The organism is Rothia sp. HMSC036D11 (assembly GCF_001814205.1).
Taxonomy (GTDB): domain Bacteria; phylum Actinomycetota; class Actinomycetes; order Actinomycetales; family Micrococcaceae; genus Rothia; species Rothia dentocariosa.
This window is the reverse complement of record NZ_KV815312.1, coordinates 72,836-88,537: the sequence shown is the minus strand read 5'-3', so window position 1 is coordinate 88,537 and position 15,702 is coordinate 72,836. Positions and strand designations below refer to the sequence as shown.

18 protein-coding genes are annotated in these 15,702 nt (G+C 53.1%); 1 reads left to right on the top strand and 17 read right to left on the bottom strand.

Translation table 11 applies throughout. From position 1 onward, the window contains the following. Positions 1 to 2: 2 nt before the first annotated feature. The 17 genes from rplF to rpsJ form a co-directional block, all read right to left on the bottom strand. Positions 3 to 539, bottom strand: coding sequence for a 50S ribosomal protein L6 (gene rplF / locus HMPREF2958_RS07630; RefSeq protein ID WP_070697567.1), 537 nt, complete (start codon positions 537 to 539; stop codon positions 3 to 5). Between the two features lie 27 nt (positions 540 to 566). Then, entirely contained in the window at positions 567 to 965 is a 399-nt protein-coding gene (rpsH, locus tag HMPREF2958_RS07625) for a 30S ribosomal protein S8 (protein ID WP_004005273.1), read from the bottom strand. Between the two features lie 73 nt (positions 966 to 1,038). Beyond that, positions 1,039 to 1,599 carry a 50S ribosomal protein L5 gene (rplE, locus tag HMPREF2958_RS07620; protein WP_004005274.1) on the bottom strand — a complete coding sequence of 187 codons (561 nt, stop codon included), beginning with the start codon at positions 1,597 to 1,599 and terminating at the stop codon, positions 1,039 to 1,041. Continuing rightward, on the bottom strand, positions 1,599 to 1,934 hold the full coding sequence (rplX, locus tag HMPREF2958_RS07615; protein ID WP_004005275.1) for a 50S ribosomal protein L24: 336 nt from the start codon (positions 1,932 to 1,934) through the stop codon (positions 1,599 to 1,601). Before rplX ends, rplE begins: the two co-directional genes overlap by 1 nt. Positions 1,935 to 1,937: 3 nt before the next feature. Continuing rightward, positions 1,938 to 2,309, bottom strand: a complete 372-nt coding sequence (gene rplN / locus HMPREF2958_RS07610) for a 50S ribosomal protein L14 (protein WP_004005276.1) — start codon at positions 2,307 to 2,309, stop codon at positions 1,938 to 1,940. A 1,453-nt stretch (positions 2,310 to 3,762) separates the two neighbouring features. Beyond that, positions 3,763 to 5,757, bottom strand: a complete 1,995-nt coding sequence (locus tag HMPREF2958_RS07605) for an S-layer homology domain-containing protein (RefSeq protein WP_070697566.1) — start codon at positions 5,755 to 5,757, stop codon at positions 3,763 to 3,765. Between the two features lie 307 nt (positions 5,758 to 6,064). Continuing rightward, positions 6,065 to 6,337, bottom strand: a complete 273-nt coding sequence (rpsQ, locus tag HMPREF2958_RS07600) for a 30S ribosomal protein S17 (RefSeq protein ID WP_004005278.1) — start codon at positions 6,335 to 6,337, stop codon at positions 6,065 to 6,067. Then, positions 6,334 to 6,573 carry a 50S ribosomal protein L29 gene (gene rpmC / locus HMPREF2958_RS07595; protein ID WP_013397613.1) on the bottom strand — a complete coding sequence of 80 codons (240 nt, stop codon included), beginning with the start codon at positions 6,571 to 6,573 and terminating at the stop codon, positions 6,334 to 6,336. Before rpmC ends, rpsQ begins: the two co-directional genes overlap by 4 nt. 5 nt (positions 6,574 to 6,578) lie before the next feature. Further along, complete coding sequence (gene rplP / locus HMPREF2958_RS07590; RefSeq protein WP_004005279.1) at positions 6,579 to 6,995, bottom strand: 50S ribosomal protein L16; 417 nt, start codon at positions 6,993 to 6,995, stop codon at positions 6,579 to 6,581. Next, positions 6,996 to 7,793, bottom strand: coding sequence for a 30S ribosomal protein S3 (rpsC, locus tag HMPREF2958_RS07585; protein WP_004005280.1), 798 nt, complete (start codon positions 7,791 to 7,793; stop codon positions 6,996 to 6,998). Then, positions 7,794 to 8,159 (bottom strand): 50S ribosomal protein L22, encoded by a 366-nt coding sequence (gene rplV / locus HMPREF2958_RS07580; RefSeq protein ID WP_004005281.1) that lies wholly within the window; start codon positions 8,157 to 8,159, stop codon positions 7,794 to 7,796. Between the two features lie 58 nt (positions 8,160 to 8,217). Next, a complete protein-coding gene (rpsS, locus tag HMPREF2958_RS07575) occupies positions 8,218 to 8,499 on the bottom strand; it encodes a 30S ribosomal protein S19 (protein WP_004005282.1) in 282 nt (93 codons plus the stop codon). A 12-nt stretch (positions 8,500 to 8,511) separates the two neighbouring features. Beyond that, positions 8,512 to 9,348 carry a 50S ribosomal protein L2 gene (rplB, locus tag HMPREF2958_RS07570; RefSeq protein WP_004005283.1) on the bottom strand — a complete coding sequence of 279 codons (837 nt, stop codon included), beginning with the start codon at positions 9,346 to 9,348 and terminating at the stop codon, positions 8,512 to 8,514. A gap of 42 nt (positions 9,349 to 9,390) precedes the next feature. Next, positions 9,391 to 9,693 carry a 50S ribosomal protein L23 gene (rplW, locus tag HMPREF2958_RS07565; RefSeq protein ID WP_004005284.1) on the bottom strand — a complete coding sequence of 101 codons (303 nt, stop codon included), beginning with the start codon at positions 9,691 to 9,693 and terminating at the stop codon, positions 9,391 to 9,393. Then, positions 9,693 to 10,310: a 50S ribosomal protein L4 gene (gene rplD, locus HMPREF2958_RS07560; RefSeq protein ID WP_004005285.1), complete on the bottom strand. Its 618-nt coding sequence runs from the start codon at positions 10,308 to 10,310 to the stop codon at positions 9,693 to 9,695. Before rplD ends, rplW begins: the two co-directional genes overlap by 1 nt. Before the next feature lie 6 nt (positions 10,311 to 10,316). Next, positions 10,317 to 10,973: a 50S ribosomal protein L3 gene (gene rplC, locus HMPREF2958_RS07555; protein ID WP_004005286.1), complete on the bottom strand. Its 657-nt coding sequence runs from the start codon at positions 10,971 to 10,973 to the stop codon at positions 10,317 to 10,319. A 13-nt stretch (positions 10,974 to 10,986) separates the two neighbouring features. Further along, positions 10,987 to 11,295, bottom strand: a complete 309-nt coding sequence (gene rpsJ, locus HMPREF2958_RS07550) for a 30S ribosomal protein S10 (protein ID WP_004005287.1) — start codon at positions 11,293 to 11,295, stop codon at positions 10,987 to 10,989. A gap of 601 nt (positions 11,296 to 11,896) precedes the next feature. On the opposite strand from rpsJ, the gene HMPREF2958_RS07545 reads away from it, so the two are divergent. Continuing rightward, positions 11,897 to 15,334: a hypothetical protein gene (locus HMPREF2958_RS07545; RefSeq protein WP_246828081.1), complete on the top strand. Its 3,438-nt coding sequence runs from the start codon at positions 11,897 to 11,899 to the stop codon at positions 15,332 to 15,334. Positions 15,335 to 15,702 lie beyond the last annotated feature (368 nt).

Below are 15,702 nucleotides of genomic sequence, written 5' to 3'. Positions count from 1 at the left end.
GTTTACTTACCAGCCTTTCCGACCTTGCGGCGGATGTGCTCACCTGCGTAGCGAACACCCTTGCCCTTATAGGGATCGGGCTTACGCAGACCACGAATGTTTGCTGCAACCTGACCGACGAGCTGCTTATCGATACCCGAAATGGTCAGCTTGTTAGCGCCTTCCACGGCGAAGGAAACACCTTCGGGTGCAGAAACGCTAATCGGGTGGGAGTAACCTAGAGCGAATTCCAGGCCGTTACCCTTCGCGGTCACACGGTAACCGGTACCAACAATTTCCAGCTTCTTCTCGTAGCCGTTGGTCACACCGATAATCATGTTCTGAATCAGGGTACGAGTCAGACCATGCAGAGAGCGAGAAACACGCTCGTCGTTCGGGCGCGATACCGCGATTTCATTGTCGTTTAGAGCAACAGTAATGGGGGAAGCCACCTGGTGGCTCAGCTCACCCTTGGAACCTTTAACGGTCACCAGGTTGCCATCAACCTTTACCTCAACGCCGGCTGGAACCGAGATGGGGAGACGTCCAATACGTGACATTCTTCTCTTCCTTTCTCTTCTAACCGACTACCAGATGTAGGCGAGAACTTCGCCGCCCACACCCTTCTTCGCAGCCTGCTTATCAGTGAGCAGGCCCGAGGAGGTGGACAGAATAGCGGTACCGAGACCACCCAGAACCCGAGGCAGGTTCGTGGACTTTGCGTAGGTACGCAGGCCCGGCTTGGAAATACGACGCACGCCAGCGATGGAACGCTCGCGGGACGGACCGTACTTAAGAACGAGGGTCAGGGTCTTGCCAACCTTTGCTTCCTCTTCCTTAACATCGGCAATGTAGCCCTCAGCCTTCAGGATCTCGGCGATGCGAGCCTTGAGCTTCGAGTAGGGCATAGATACGGTGTCGTGGTATGCGGAGTTTGCGTTGCGCAAACGGGTCAGCATATCTGCGACCGGATCAGTCATAGTCATTTTGGGCTGTAGCCCTTCCTCGTTGTGGTTTCCCTAATCTGCGGTAACAGACTCTGGACCTGCAACGTAGTCGTTAGTTGGTCTTGAACGGGAAGCCCAGTGCCTTCAGCATGGCACGGCCTTCATCGTCGGTCTTGGCGCTGGTCACCACGGTGATGTCCATACCACGCACGCGGTCGATCGAATCCTGATCGATTTCGTGGAACATGGACTGCTCGGTGAGGCCGAAGGTGTAGTTGCCGTTACCGTCGAACTGGCGATCGGAAAGACCGCGGAAATCGCGGATACGGGGCAGAGCCAGGGTAACCAAGCGGTCCAGGAACTCCCACATGCGGTCGCCACGCAGGGTAACGTGTGCGCCGATTGGCATGCCTTCACGCAGTTTGAACTGTGCGATGGATTTCTTGGCACGGGTTACAACCGGCTTCTGACCGGTAATAGCGGTGAGATCGCGGATTGCGCCGTCCATGAGCTTTGCATCGCGAGCTGCCTCGCCAACACCCATATTTACGACGACCTTAACGAACTTCGGGGTCTGCATGACGTTCTGGTATTTGAACTCTTCCTGCAGCGCGGGAACGACAACCTCAGCGTACTTGGTCTTAAAGCGGGGGGTAATCTTGGTCTCGCTCATTAGATATCCTTCCCCGAACGCTTAGCAACGCGCACGCGAACGGTACGCTGCTTGCCATTACGCTCTACAGTCTCTTCGCGGAAACCAACACGGGTCGGCTTCTCGGTCTCAGGATCAACGATTGCCACGTTCGAAACGTGAATCGGTGCCTCCACCTTCTGAATACCGCCTGCTGCGCCGGTTACAGGGTTTGCCTTGGTGTGCTTGGTGACGACCTTAACGCCCTCAACAATCACGCGGTTTTCCTTGGGGATAACCTTCAGAACTTTGCCCTGCTTACCCTTGTCTGCACCGGAAATAACCTGAACCAGGTCGCCGGACTTGATCTTAGCCATAAGTTAGAGCACCTCCGGAGCCAGCGAAACAATCTTCATGAACTTCTTATCGCGAAGTTCACGACCAACGGGACCAAAGATACGGGTACCACGGGGATCACCATCAGTGTTCTTCAGAATAACTGCTGAGTTCTCGTCGAACTTGATGTAGGATCCGTCTGCGCGACGGGTTGCCTTCTTGGTACGGACGACGACTGCTTTCACAACGTCACCCTTTTTAACAGTGCCGCCAGGAATTGCATCCTTGACGGTTGCGACGATAATATCGCCGATGCCTGCGTAGCGACGCGAGGAACCACCAAGCACACGGATGGTCAGGATTTCCTTCGCACCAGTGTTATCGGCGACCTTCAGTCGCGACTCCTGCTGAATCATATTTCTCCTGTCGTCTCGCCGGTTCCGACTCGCCTTCAGGCGCGAGCCAGCCTTGCGGAACATTTTTACGGGATTGATTGACGCCCCGGGCCCACAGCATCATAAAAATGTGCGGGTTAGCGGAAACGCCTGGGGTAACCCATGCCAGGAGCATTTGGACCCGCGTAAGCGGGCGTATCCACCCGTTATAGCGGCATTATGCACTGGCACGAGAAACCCGTGGTTATGAGACTATATCTGGGTATAGCCACACAGTCTTAAAACTTTACCGGAATTTTCCTGATATTTCAAAGGATTTATCGTGAGGCATAGCGCATCATACCGGGCTTCAATGCACACATTCTCAGATTATTAGAAGACAGTGCGGGGGTATCCGCTGGATGGCACCATCTTGCGGGTTACCGCAACCGTCACATCGGGAGTATCACTGTCAGACCCTTCAGGTTCTGCAACTCGGACGGGGTTCTATACTGGTGAAAAATTATCCTGCGCGTATACCATCACCGACAGTGTTTGCGCCGCCCACCCAAACATTACTGTCGCGGTTATCGAGTACCGAACCATATGGGCTTTGCAGGTAGTACTGCCCTGCCGTTTGAAGATGCTCATCCAGTGCAACCGGTCATTTTGCAAGCGTCTCGATACCAAGGTATTCGGGTTAACGCGGGCGGTTGTCGCAACGACATGCCCACGCGTGCGAGCATGTTTGAAACTTCCGCTAACAAAAAAGCTTATGAGTTTTAGGATTGGCCCCAACTTGATGCTGCTCAAGATTCTCATGAGCTTTACAAATTGTGAGGCTCAAGATTTGAACCATGTCACTGTCTTCCGCATGAGGGGCTCGGAAATTTCTACCCATCATATGCTCTGCCACTTAGCATGTCCCATATCGAAGCGAACATTGCCCTTAAATAAGTTCCTACCAGCACCATAACGCAACATACTCTATAAAACGCCCGAAGCTCTGTACTTCCTGGATGAAACTGGCTTATGACACTTAAGACTCGTGTACCTGCATATTAGACACATTACGGATATAAAGATAGATAACTTCATGAATTAACAAGATTTTTTCTCTTTTATTCGTGAACATGATGCAAAATCTAACATTTTGCATCATAATGGTTAAGACGCTTGCGTCATTTTACAGGTTCGGCTCTTATCAGACAGATTTCTTGGGTCCCATATTCCTTGCTAGTCCGTCTGCAGGAGCCGAACCGCTTTTAACTGTCAAATAACGCCGTCACCGTCGAAGGTCGCGGCGTTATTCTCTACTATTTAGGCAAATAGCAGCGGTACTCACTCAAGATCGTGGCTCTCTCATGCCCACGTTCACCTGAGCAATGGATTTACCTCGAATACTCCAAATAACAGTAACAAGGCGGTGCTTACCCCACGAACGTGGGGTAAGCACCGCCTCGGTAACTGCGTACTCGCTTATGTCGCCTCTTATTTATTTGACGGCGAATCGGTGGATGAAAGCCGCCATCGCAGCACGCTGAATAGGCTCGTTCGGACGGAAAGTGCCGTCACCCCAGCCAGTCGTGATGTGCTGGTCCTTAAACCAGGAAATCTCGCGGTAGAACGGATTATTGCGATCGACGTCCTTGAACTGAGGAGTCTGCGGTACCTCATAGTTTGTCACCTTCGCATAACGGAAGAAGAAAGCCGCCATTGCTCCACGATCTACCGATATGCCGGGACGATAAGTTCCATCCTCATACCCAGTTGTAATGCCCTGCTGGGACATCCACACAATCTCTTTGTAGAAAGGATGCGACGAATCGACATCTTTAAAAGGTGAGGTCTCAGGAAGTGCTACCTCGGGAGAACCCGCTAGACGGTAAAAATACGCCGCCATAGCCCCACGATCTACCGGCTGCTGGGGGCGATAGGTACCATCAGCCCACCCAAAAGAAAGCCGCTGATGCGCCAACCACTGAATATCGGCGTAAAAGGGAGAACCTTCAGGAACATCCGAGAAAACGGGGGCATCAGCCTTGGTTTGCGCGGGAACTGTGCTGGTGCCCCTAGGATATACAGCACCTGCTGTTGAAGTCGTGGCGACAACCTGCTGAGTCTGCGCGGGATCGCACTGAGGAATATTTGGAACAGCAGTAAACGTCGGAGTAATTTTGACAAGGGAATTTACCGTGATCGGAGTATCTGCCCCGTTCTCACCCTTGGGTTCAGCACTTGCCGCTTCTTTAAATTTACCGGTGGTGGGATCCAGCGTGTACCCCGTCGTCACGTTATCAGCAAACTTGTCTCTGACAACCGCGTAGACTTCGCCTTCGGGGGTTACAAGAACGTCGTTAGCTCCGCCTTCTGCACCCGTGCTCACCTCATGCGTGATGGAGCCGGTACGACCGTCAATAACGCCGATCTTTCCGGTGGCAAAATCGGTAGCATAAACCACGTCATGCTCTTCGTCGGCAGTAATCGCCAGCGTCTGTTTCCCGAAATTAACGCTCTTCTTGTACTCGCCCGTCTTCAAGTCGTAAACCGTGATACCAGAGTTCCCCTTAGAAACTTTCGTCTCGCGGTCCATATCGCCCTGGGACGAAACATAGATTTCACTCAGAGACTTATCAATCGTTACATCGGAGGGACGCAGCTGCGCGTCTGCCACTTCTTTATGCAGCTCAATGGTCTGCTCAACAGCGAGAGTGTCGGTATTGATAGCCTTCAGCGTTCCCGAGTTCAGCGAAGGTACGTAGAGGCGACCACCTTCGGAATCCAGCTCCATATTCATGCCCGTATCAGCAGAGCCATCGGAACTAGTAAAGTTAATCTTCTGAATAACCTGGTGGCTCTTCAAGTCGAACACAGTAACGCCGCCAGAACCAGAAACAAATGCTTTCCCTGACTTCGCATCAACCTTAACCTCACGAGGACGCGATACAGACCCGTTTTCCGGATTCTGCGCACCGTAGCTGGTCCACAGTTCCTTCTTGGTGTACAGATCGTACACGGTTACCGAGTTGGTACGAGTCTGGGTTACCCAGATAGTACCGTGTGCATCATCAATCGCAATACCGTCAGGAGAAGCAAGTTGCTTACTTGTCGCTTCGGTCTGCCCGCTGGGTACAAAATCTACGGTTCCCGGCAGCATAACTTCATCGAGGGTTGGGATTTCGCCGTAGGTTGTCCACACTCCAATGCCGCCGGTGTAAACGGGCGGACGTCCATTTGAGAATGTTGTATAAAGGTTCCGGGTGTAGTTGGAATATGCCAGCTGATATTCGCCCGGAAGCCCCTGGTATCGATCAGCGGTGATCGCAATATTACGACAACCAGAACTGTTGTCGTGGGGAGCGGGCTGTTGCTCGTTAGCGAACGATGCAGGCATCGCGCTTAACGATGCCATCACAAGCGATACGGCTCCAGCAGATGCTAACGCTCTCTGCGTGGGTCGAGATATGCCGTGATTAGATGAAGGAGTCATGTCTGTGTTCCTCAGTATGCAGTGTGTCGGGGGCATAACGCCCTAGAAGCTCACTAATCAGCGAAACCACGTCAAATATAGGTTTTACTTAGTAAGCGTACCTTCGATAGTAAGCAATACTAGAGCGGATTTTCAACCATATTCAAAAAGTAAAGTTTTCATAAAGTACTGGAATATATTTCGTTTCATCATCTGCACATCTTTCATACAAGAAACCTATAGAACATAGAGGTAGGGCCTCTCCCCCAACGGAATTATGGGGGAAGAGGCCCTACCTCATATAGTGCTCAAGCAGAGTCCTAGGTGCTTACTTAGCTTTCTCTAGGATCTCCACGACACGCCAACGCTTGGTAGCGGACAGCGGACGGGTCTCTGCCAACAGAACATAGTCACCAACGCCGCAGACATTCTGCTCGTCGTGTGCCTTGATCTTGGAGCTACGGCGCATAACCTTGCCGTATAGAGCGTGCTTCACGCGATCCTCGACCTCGACGACAACGGTCTTGTCCATCTTGTCGGAGACAACGTAGCCGCGGCGGGACTTACGGTAGCCGCGCTCTTCGTTCTTTACTTCACTCACTTGGACTCACCTTCGGTTGCGGGACGAATACCGAGCTCGCGCTCACGCAGCACGGTGTAGATACGTGCGATATCACGCTTGATGGTGCGGCGACGACCAGCGTTAGCCTGACCGGTGACTTCCTGGAAACGGATGTTGAAGAGTTCCTTCTTCGATTCGCTCAGCTTTGCAGCCAGCTCTTCGTTGGAGAGCTCTGCGAGCTTATCGATGCTCAGATCCTTGGATCCAACTGCCATCTCGCTTATTCACCACCTTCGCGACGCACAACACGTGCCTTCATCGGGAGTTTGTGGATTGCCAGGCGCAGCGCCTCGCGAGCCACCTCTTCGGATACACCGGCGATCTCAAACATGACTCGACCGGGCTTAACATTAGCGACCCACCACTCGGGTGAACCCTTACCGGAACCCATACGAGTTTCGGCAGGCTTCTTGGTCAACGGACGGTCCGGGTAAATGTTGATCCAGACCTTACCGCCACGCTTGATGTGACGGGTCATTGCAATACGTGCAGCCTCAATCTGACGGTTGGTCACATATGCGGGCGAAAGAGCCTGAATGCCCCATTCACCGAAGCTAACCTCGGTGCCGCCCTTTGCAAGACCATGACGCTTGGGGTGGTGCTGCTTACGGAACTTTACTCGACGGGGAATAAGCATTTATGCCTCACCGTTCTCTGCAGTCTTGGCTTCGGTGTTTGCCGAAGCATTCTCGTTGCGGCGTTCACGACGGGGACCACGGCCACCGGAGCGGCGGCGATCACCATCACGGCGGTTGCCGCGACGGTTGTTAGCTGCCTGCTGAGCTGCCAGTTCCTTGTCGGTCAAGTCGCCCTTGTAGATCCAGACCTTCACACCAATACGACCGAAGGTAGTCTTGGCTTCGAAGAAACCGTAATCGATGTTCGCACGCAGGGTGTGCAGGGGCACACGACCTTCACGGTAGAACTCGGAACGGGACATTTCAGCGCCGCCCAAGCGACCGGAGCACTGGATACGAATACCCTTTGCGCCTGCACGCTGTGCGGACTGGATTGCCTTCTTCATAGCACGGCGGAATGCAACACGCGCTGCAAGCTGTTCTGCAATGCTCTGAGCAACCAGCTGAGCTGACAGATCGGGGTTAGAAACCTCAAGAATGTTCAGCTGAATCTGCTTGCCGGTCAGTTTCTCAAGCTCGCCACGGATGCGGTCTGCTTCAGCGCCACGGCGGCCGATGACGATACCGGGACGAGCGGTGTGGATATCCACACGCACACGGTCACGGGTACGCTCAATCTCAACCTTTGCAACGCCCGCACGATCCAGGTTCTTTGCCAAAAGCTCGCGGATCTTCACATCTTCGCGAACGAAGTCTGCGTAACGCTCGCCGGGCTTGTTGGAATCAGCGAACCACTTGGAGACGTGCTCGGTGGTAATGCCCAGTCGGAAACCGTTCGGGTGAATTTTCTGACCCATTTAGCGGTCCTCCTCCTTCTCCGGGGTAGCAACTACCACGGTGATGTGGCTGGTGCGCTTATTGATACGGTATGCACGACCCTGCGCGCGGGGCTGAATGCGCTTCATGGTCGGACCTTCATTCACGAATGCTTCGCTGATGAACAGCTCTTCCTCGCGGAACGGCAGACCTTCCTGGGTCGCCTTCTGGCGAGCGTTTGCTACTGCCGAAGCAACGATTTTATATACCGGTTCTGAAGCACCTTGGGGTGCGAATTTCAGAATCGCCAGAGCCTCTTCCGCTTGCTTACCACGGATCAGGTTGACGACACGGCGGGCCTTCATAGGCGTAACGCGAACAAAACGCGCTGATGCCTTGGCTTCCATTGCCTATCTCTCTTTCGTCTTATGCCGAAAAGGAAACGTAACTGATCGGATTATCCGATTAGCGACGCTTACCCTTACGGTCGTCCTTCACATGGCTGCGGAAAGTGCGGGTGGGTGCAAACTCGCCGAGCTTGTGCCCAACCATCGACTCGGTAATGAATACCGGTACGTGCTTGCGTCCGTCGTACACTGCGATGGTGTGCCCGAGCATATCGGGAATAATCATCGAGCGACGGGACCAAGTCTTAATAACATTCTTGGTGCCCTTCTCGTTCTGAGCCGCTACCTTCAGGTAGAGGTGCTGATCAACGAAAGGGCCCTTCTTCAAACTACGAGGCATGTGTCAGGCTCCTTAGCGCTTCTTGCCAGTACGACGGCGACGAACGATGAGCTTGTCGCTTTCCTTATTGGGACGACGAGTACGACCCTCGGGCTTACCATTGGGGTTAACCGGGTGACGACCACCGGAGGTCTTACCCTCACCACCACCATGCGGGTGGTCAACCGGGTTCATAACCACACCGCGAACGGTCGGGCGAATACCCTTCCAGCGGTTGCGACCTGCCTTACCCCAGTTGATGTTGGACTGCTCTGCGTTGCCAACCTCGCCCACGGTTGCACGGCAGCGAACATCCACGTTACGGATTTCGCCGGAGGGCAGACGGAGCTGACCGTACTTGCCTTCCTTAGCAACCAGCTGAACCGAAGCACCAGCGGAACGTGCCAGCTTTGCGCCACCACCAGGACGGAGCTCAACGCAGTGGAGCACAGTACCCACGGGGATGTTGCGCAGGGGCAGGTTGTTGCCGGGCTTGATGTCGGCTGAAGGTCCAGACTCGACGATGTCGCCCTGAGAGAGCCTGTTCGGAGCGATAATGTAACGCTTAGAACCATCGAAGTAGTGCAGAAGTGCGATGCGTGCGGTACGGTTTGGATCGTACTCAATGTGCGCAACGCGTGCATTCACACCGTCTTTATCGTGACGGCGGAAGTCAATCAGACGGTACTGACGCTTGTGTCCGCCACCCTTATGACGAGTGGTGATACGACCGGTGTTGTTACGGCCGCCGGTCTTGTGAAGCGGACGAAGCAGGGACTTTTCCGGGGTGGAGCGGGTGATTTCAACGAAATCAGCAACGCTCGAACCGCGGCGACCCGGGGTCGTCGGCTTATACTTACGAATACCCATGTGAGATATTTCTTTCCTTCGTTAAAGTGGTCTCCGCGAGCCTTATGCCTGCGGACCGCCGAAGATGTCGATACGGCCTTCCTTGAGGGTCACGATGGCACGCTTGGTGTCCTTACGAGAGCCCCATCCGAAACGGGTGCGCTTCCGCTTGCCCTTACGGTTCATAGTATTGATGGAAGCAACCTTGACGTCCCAGATTGTTTCGATAGCCTGCTTGATTTCAAGCTTGTTTGAGTCCGGAGCGACCTCGAAAGTGTATTTGTCTTCGTCGATCTGTCCATAGCTCTTTTCAGAAACAACAGGAGCGATAATTACGTCGTACACAGACTTGGTGGAAACGCTCATTACTTAGCGCCCTCCTTCTTCTGATTAGCAGCTACGAACGCGTCGTATGCCGCCTTGGTGAAGACTACATCATCCGAAACCAGCACATCGTAGGTGTTGAGCTGATCTGCGTAGAGCACGTGAACTTTCTGCAGGTTACGTGCGGACAGTGCCAGCACATCCTCTGCACGATCGATAACGAACAGAACATTCTTGCGATCGGTAAGCTCTGCGAATGCAGCCTTAGCAGCCTTAGTCGAGGGAGTCTCACCAGAGATGAAGTTCTCCACCACGTGGATGCGGTCGTGACGAGCGCGGTCAGAGAGAGCGCCACGCAGTGCTGCGGCGATCATCTTCTTGGGGGTGCGCTGTGCGTAGTTACGCGGGGTCGGACCGTGCACCACGCCACCACCGGTCATATGCGGAGCGCGGATGGAGCCCTGACGTGCATTACCGGTACCCTTCTGCTTGAAGGGCTTACGGCCTGCACCGGAAACTTCACCACGGTTCTTGGTCTTATGGGTACCCTGACGTGCGGCAGCAAGCTGTGCAACGACAACCTGGTGCAGCAGGGGTACGGATGCCTGCGCGTCGAAAATCTCTGCGGGCAGATCTACCTTAAGGGTTTTGACAGCCATGATGTACTAGGCTCCCTTCACAGCGGTACGAACCAGAACAACGCCGCCCTTAGGACCGGGGATTGCACCCTTGATCAGCAGGACATTGTTCTCTGCGTCCACACCCTGGATAGTCAGGTTCAAAGTGGTGTGACGAGCTGCGCCCATACGGCCAGCCATGCGCATACCCTTGAACACGCGTGCGGGATAGGATGCACCACCAATGGAACCGGGCTTACGGTGGTTCTTGTGCTGACCGTGCGATGCGCCAACACCCTTGAAGCCGTGACGCTTCATAACACCTGCGAAACCCTTACCCTTGGTCTTGCCAACGACGTCTACCTTCTGACCGGGCTCGAACATCTCAACGGTCAATTCCTGACCGAGGGAATACTCAGCAGCGTCTGCGGTGCGCAGTTCGACGAGGTGACGACGGGGAGTAACACCGGCCTTCTCGAAGTGACCAGCCAGAGGCTTGGTAACCTTGCGAGAATCGATGGAACCGAAACCGATCTGCACAGCGTGGTAGCCGTCAGTTTCCTGGTTACGGATCTGAGTAATAACGTTAGAATCGGCCTTGACGACGGTCACCGGCACAACTTTGCCGTCCTCGTCCCAGACCTGAGTCATGCCAAGTTTAGTACCCAGCAGACCCTTCACCTGGCGCTCGAATTTGTTAGTCATGAGATGCGATCCTCTACAGCTTGATCTCGATGTTCACGTCTGCCGGCAGGTCAAGACGCATGAGGGCATCAACAGCCTTAGGGGTCGGATCAACAACGTCGATCAGACGCTTGTGCGTACGCATCTCGAAGTGCTCGCGGCTGTCCTTGTACTTATGGGGAGAACGAATAACGCAGTATACGTTCTTCTCGGTCGGCAACGGCACGGGGCCAACTACAGTTGCGCCTGCACCCTTTACCGTTTCGACGATTTTCCGTGCCGAAGAATCAATGACCTCGTGATCATAGGACTTCAGACGGATGCGGATTTTCTGTCCCGCCATCTGTCGGACTCTCTTTCTTGATGTATTCCCTGTATCGGAGCTTGTGCCCCTTATCATGGCGCTTAAGGAACGCGATATATTCATCACGTGCGCCGCCCACCACGGACTGAATCCGGTGAAACCGGGTTCCTCACCCCGCATGGGCACCGACCCCCGAACTCGGGCGTGTCGCCTACCGTAAGACAGACTCGTCCCTTCATTCCTCGGACCGGGTCATATGTGGGCTTATCTAGAACAGATAAACGCTTTTACAACGTCGTCCATTCTCTCAAAACTCATCACCCCACGCAAGCAGAATCAAAGGTTGTTGTTAAAAACACAACCATCTACGAAGATCTGCATTGTTGTTTCGCAGTCCTGCCTGACTCTCATGCTGAGGTTCATTATTTTATTTTTTCATATCGTTTGAGTGTCCAGAGAATTTATCAAGAGGAAATCTCGAAAACCAGAATTACTCCTTAAAAATGCGGTTATTTCACATTCAGGATTCTCTCATTCTTTTTCCAGAAACCTCTATGCCGAATAAAGCATCAAATCAAAGAATCTATGCTCCGCATTCGTCTATGGTGAAAATAGGTAAATCATCAAAGGAGTAAATATCATGTCTACCCCCAACCACGAATTCCCCTCCGGTGCTCAGCCGCAGGGTTCAGGGCAGTCTCCTCAGACACCAGCCGGGTATTCATACCCTCAGGCACAGATGCCTTGGCAGGGCCAAAACCCACAAACAACGTGGTATTCTGATCCGTCACAGGCAACGATGCAGGCTCCCCAGCAGACCACCCGTTCTTTGACACGCCGCCGTGCCGAAGACCTTTTCCTTAATGTTCTGCTTTACTTGGGCTCATTGCTCCTCATCGGTTCTGCGGCGCTGTTCATCACTTCGATCACCTCGCAGGATAGGACCAGCGTTATTCTTCGTGTAGCTGGTCTAGGATTAGGTAGTTTACTTTTCTACAGCGCAGGTCTTATTACCTACAAAACCGTGGCACGTTTGCGCATCGCATCCTACTCATTCACCGCCACAGGTTTAGCACTTTTACCTCTTACCGGTATCGCAACCTATGTTCTGGGGCTTTGGAATGATGGAAGCCTCATCTGGCTGCTGGTCTCACTCATAGGTACAGCCGCAATTATTCTGGCCTGCTCTTTTATGCGCAACAGGGTGATGGCTTATGTTCTTATTTCATTCTTCGTCTCGGATGCGCTTGCCGCCACGAACGTGGCTGCTCTCCCCTTTGTGTGGTACTTCGTCGCGCTCACAGTACTCGCCATTATCCTGGGCCTGCTCATACGCCTGAATTCGCGCCTTGTACCTACTGGTTTGCGTGAGGGTCTTTTAGAATCCTCCCGTATTTTCGTTCCCGTCACAGCGATCGTGGTGCTCTTCTTTATACCGCAGATGAGTAGCTCTGATATGGGCATAGTCTTCTCCGTTATGTCGGCTCACGCTTTCGTCTTTACCGCTCTGGAACGCAAGCTTGACTACTACATTCAGGCTCGCCTCTACCCATTCATCGCCCTGATCAGTTTCGGCTGGGGTTTAGAGAGGCCTATTACCGTCACAATTGTCCTCATGGGCCTATATGCGCTGCACCTTCTCGCAGTCTTGGTAGGGTACCCCCTTATGCAGCGTGAAATGAAGGCGAATCTACCCAAGCATCCCATAATGCGCTGGGATGTTCGGATTGATACCTATATAAGCATTATTTTTGCTGCATTCGTCACTTTTATCGAAATGCCACATGCACTTCTGACCAATATAGATTCTTTCCCAACTGGGCTAGAATTTATGCTGCTTGTACATCTAGACGGTGTTACCTTTCCGCGTGCATGGGTATTTGCTGTGCTCTGCGTGGGTATTATTGTTGCCTACCGCAAATATCTTCTTGCTCAGGAGTACGTATACCTGATCACTGGGATAAGCAGTGGGTTAAGCCTGATGTTGCTAGGCCAGCACGAATCCGCTTTCTACCTGTACTTCGTAACAGCGGGCATTCTCATGCTTACCGCCCGCAAGCTTCAGCTGCCTCAGCTCCTTGTATCGAGTACAACGAAGATATTCCTCTTCCTAGGTACCATGCACCTGCTCTTTACGCTTCAGCTCGGATGGGGCGTACGAGGTATCCTCCTAGCAGGTGCTCTCACCATTACCGCTCTTGGGTTGTTCGCCGCGCTCCGTTACGAGATGCTGCCCCAGAAACGTTCTCTGACAGCCTTCCGGGAAATTCTGGTGTACCTTGTCATGGCAGTTGTATTCTTTCTGCTGCGTTCGATCTTCACGTGGACTCCCCGCGAGGTTGTTGACCCAACCCTTGATACCTCGCTCTATGTTGTCGCTCTTCTCGCGGTTCTGGCTCTTGGCTTCTTGACGCTCCGAGCATCGAGTGCGTATAAAGATCAAAAGATTGTGCCTCTCATCTGCATCTATCTCACGTTATGCGGTTTAGGCATTGCAGCAACATCGATGAACTACCTCTTCCCCGCTGGGGATTGGTGGGCAGTCGGGGTTCTGGTTCTGACCAGCATCTATATGTTTGGAATGTCTTACATTATTCCTCAAGAAACCTCGGAACGTCATATTATGTTTATGACGTCTAGGTTCCCAATGCTGTGGTCAGTCATTGTGCTGTGGGCTTCCAATAGCATTGCCTCTGATCAGGTGTTCCTCACCGCCTCTGGACTGCTCCTTATTCAAGGTCTGCTGAGTGGAATTCTGTACATAACTCGCCGCCAGCCACGCGAACGGACTGTGTTTTACATTATCTTCTATACAGCGTGCCTACCCGGTTTCATTGCTCCCTTCGCGTACTCAGACAACGCTCTGTTCACCGCCATCTTCTGCCCCCTTGCTGTTCTGGTGCTGTGGGGGCTCGGGGAGACAGCAAACCTGGCTATGCTCCGAGTATGCGCCTCTATCGCGTTGCTTTTGACAGGTTATACCGTTACCAATCATATGCTGAACCTCAATCACCCACGGTTCTCTGAATATGTTATCTACCAGGGTCTTGCCGCTGCCCTATGCAGTGCAGTCCTCTACGGTCTAACAACTCTGCTGAAGCGCGAGATCCCCGGCAAGTATGATTCGCTTCAGCCTCTTAACGTGCAGTTGGAGAACTCAGCGAAAGTTATTCAGCTTCCGCTCCACGGGCCCGCCCGATCCTCGAAAAACTATTTGGTTTCTCAGCGCAATGACAGCACCCGATTCTACGGCCCGCACAACACCTTTTTGATGGTTCCAGCAATCATAGCTATCGCCTTCTGGACTCTTGCTTCGATTGCTTCCGAAGATACAGTACAGAGCGCTCTGCTGTGGGGTCTTACAGCTTTGAGCTTTGCCTCCGTCAGCACTAAGCGCATGCTGCCAACAGCCATCGTTGCCGCACCGGTGGCATTTACTACACGAATTCTTCTGGATTTCTCGGTAACAGGGTTCTTCCAGAGCCTTTTGGAAGCTGCGATCCTCATTCTGCTTGCTGTTGTGGCATCTAAGATACTCCGGAACCTCATCGAGAAACACCCCGCTCAGCAAGGTATCTCTGCGGCGTTGCTCTACACGGCTATAGGATTACAGGGGCTCCTCACCATCATGGCATGGGGCACTGGTTACCTTCAGCAAGGTGCGGTCATCATGCTCTTGGGCATTCTCCTGACTGCACTCGTCAGCGTTGTTCTTGACCGTATCTGGGTATTTGTCAGCGCGGCTCTCGTTACGGTAGATCTTGCGCTTCTACTCAACGGGCTCAACCCGCTCACGCTCATGATTATCTCGGTACTTCTCATTGCTGGTGTTGTATGGCGTTTGTTGGCTCGCGATCAGGGGCCTTCAGCGGATAAGCAGGCTCCCGCTCTTCCGCAGAACCCGTATCAGGGCACGCCTGCCGGGTTTGCACCTCCGAATGGCGCATCCGCACCTTACGGACAGGCGCCATGGGCAGGGCAGCAGCCTTACCAAGGCTATAACCAGCCCAATGGTCAGGCACAGTATCCTGGATACTCACAACAGCACAACAACCCGAACGGAAATAGTCAAGCCTAGAATATCCCTGATGTTCTAGCTCCTACAAAAGAGCCTTGATGGTGAACAAAGCATTGGAAACTTCGCTTCATTCACTATCAAGGCGCTTTTTATGGAGAAGATAAGGGAGGCACGGGTAAGGTGAAGTAATGCAATCCCGGACTATTTACCCCGTTACCTTTTAGCGTGTTCTAGAAAAGCCTGCCCAAGCAAGACACGCTAAAAGAAGGTGCCCAATCCACCCCGGCATGCCCTCCCCCAGCCGTGCTTATGGTTAGGGGAATGCCACCGGGGCTAGATACCAAACACAAACTATCGCTCGCAGAAGCACCCTCTCTCCAGGACTGCGGAGTGTTAAACGTAGAAGTCCCCCTGCATCATTGAATGCA

What these genes read in the sequence shown, in the direction of transcription:
- HMPREF2958_RS07605 (WP_070697566.1), bottom strand. Translation starts at nt 5,757, where the DNA reads ATGACTCCTTCATCTAATCACGGCATATCTCGACCCACGCAGAGAGCG.
- HMPREF2958_RS07545 (WP_246828081.1), top strand. Translation starts at nt 11,897, where the DNA reads ATGTCTACCCCCAACCACGAATTCCCCTCCGGTGCTCAGCCGCAGGGT.
- rplN (WP_004005276.1), bottom strand. Translation starts at nt 2,309, where the DNA reads ATGATTCAGCAGGAGTCGCGACTGAAGGTCGCCGATAACACTGGTGCG.
- rplP (WP_004005279.1), bottom strand. Translation starts at nt 6,995, where the DNA reads ATGCTTATTCCCCGTCGAGTAAAGTTCCGTAAGCAGCACCACCCCAAG.
- rplF (WP_070697567.1), bottom strand. Translation starts at nt 539, where the DNA reads ATGTCACGTATTGGACGTCTCCCCATCTCGGTTCCAGCCGGCGTTGAG.
- rpsH (WP_004005273.1), bottom strand. Translation starts at nt 965, where the DNA reads ATGACTATGACTGATCCGGTCGCAGATATGCTGACCCGTTTGCGCAAC.
- rpsS (WP_004005282.1), bottom strand. Translation starts at nt 8,499, where the DNA reads ATGCCTCGTAGTTTGAAGAAGGGCCCTTTCGTTGATCAGCACCTCTAC.
- rplB (WP_004005283.1), bottom strand. Translation starts at nt 9,348, where the DNA reads ATGGGTATTCGTAAGTATAAGCCGACGACCCCGGGTCGCCGCGGTTCG.
- rplC (WP_004005286.1), bottom strand. Translation starts at nt 10,973, where the DNA reads ATGACTAACAAATTCGAGCGCCAGGTGAAGGGTCTGCTGGGTACTAAA.
- rpsJ (WP_004005287.1), bottom strand. Translation starts at nt 11,295, where the DNA reads ATGGCGGGACAGAAAATCCGCATCCGTCTGAAGTCCTATGATCACGAG.
- rplD (WP_004005285.1), bottom strand. Translation starts at nt 10,310, where the DNA reads ATGGCTGTCAAAACCCTTAAGGTAGATCTGCCCGCAGAGATTTTCGAC.
- rpmC (WP_013397613.1), bottom strand. Translation starts at nt 6,573, where the DNA reads ATGGCAGTTGGATCCAAGGATCTGAGCATCGATAAGCTCGCAGAGCTC.
- rplE (WP_004005274.1), bottom strand. Translation starts at nt 1,599, where the DNA reads ATGAGCGAGACCAAGATTACCCCCCGCTTTAAGACCAAGTACGCTGAG.
- rplX (WP_004005275.1), bottom strand. Translation starts at nt 1,934, where the DNA reads ATGGCTAAGATCAAGTCCGGCGACCTGGTTCAGGTTATTTCCGGTGCA.
- rplW (WP_004005284.1), bottom strand. Translation starts at nt 9,693, where the DNA reads ATGAGCGTTTCCACCAAGTCTGTGTACGACGTAATTATCGCTCCTGTT.
- rplV (WP_004005281.1), bottom strand. Translation starts at nt 8,159, where the DNA reads ATGGAAGCCAAGGCATCAGCGCGTTTTGTTCGCGTTACGCCTATGAAG.
- rpsC (WP_004005280.1), bottom strand. Translation starts at nt 7,793, where the DNA reads ATGGGTCAGAAAATTCACCCGAACGGTTTCCGACTGGGCATTACCACC.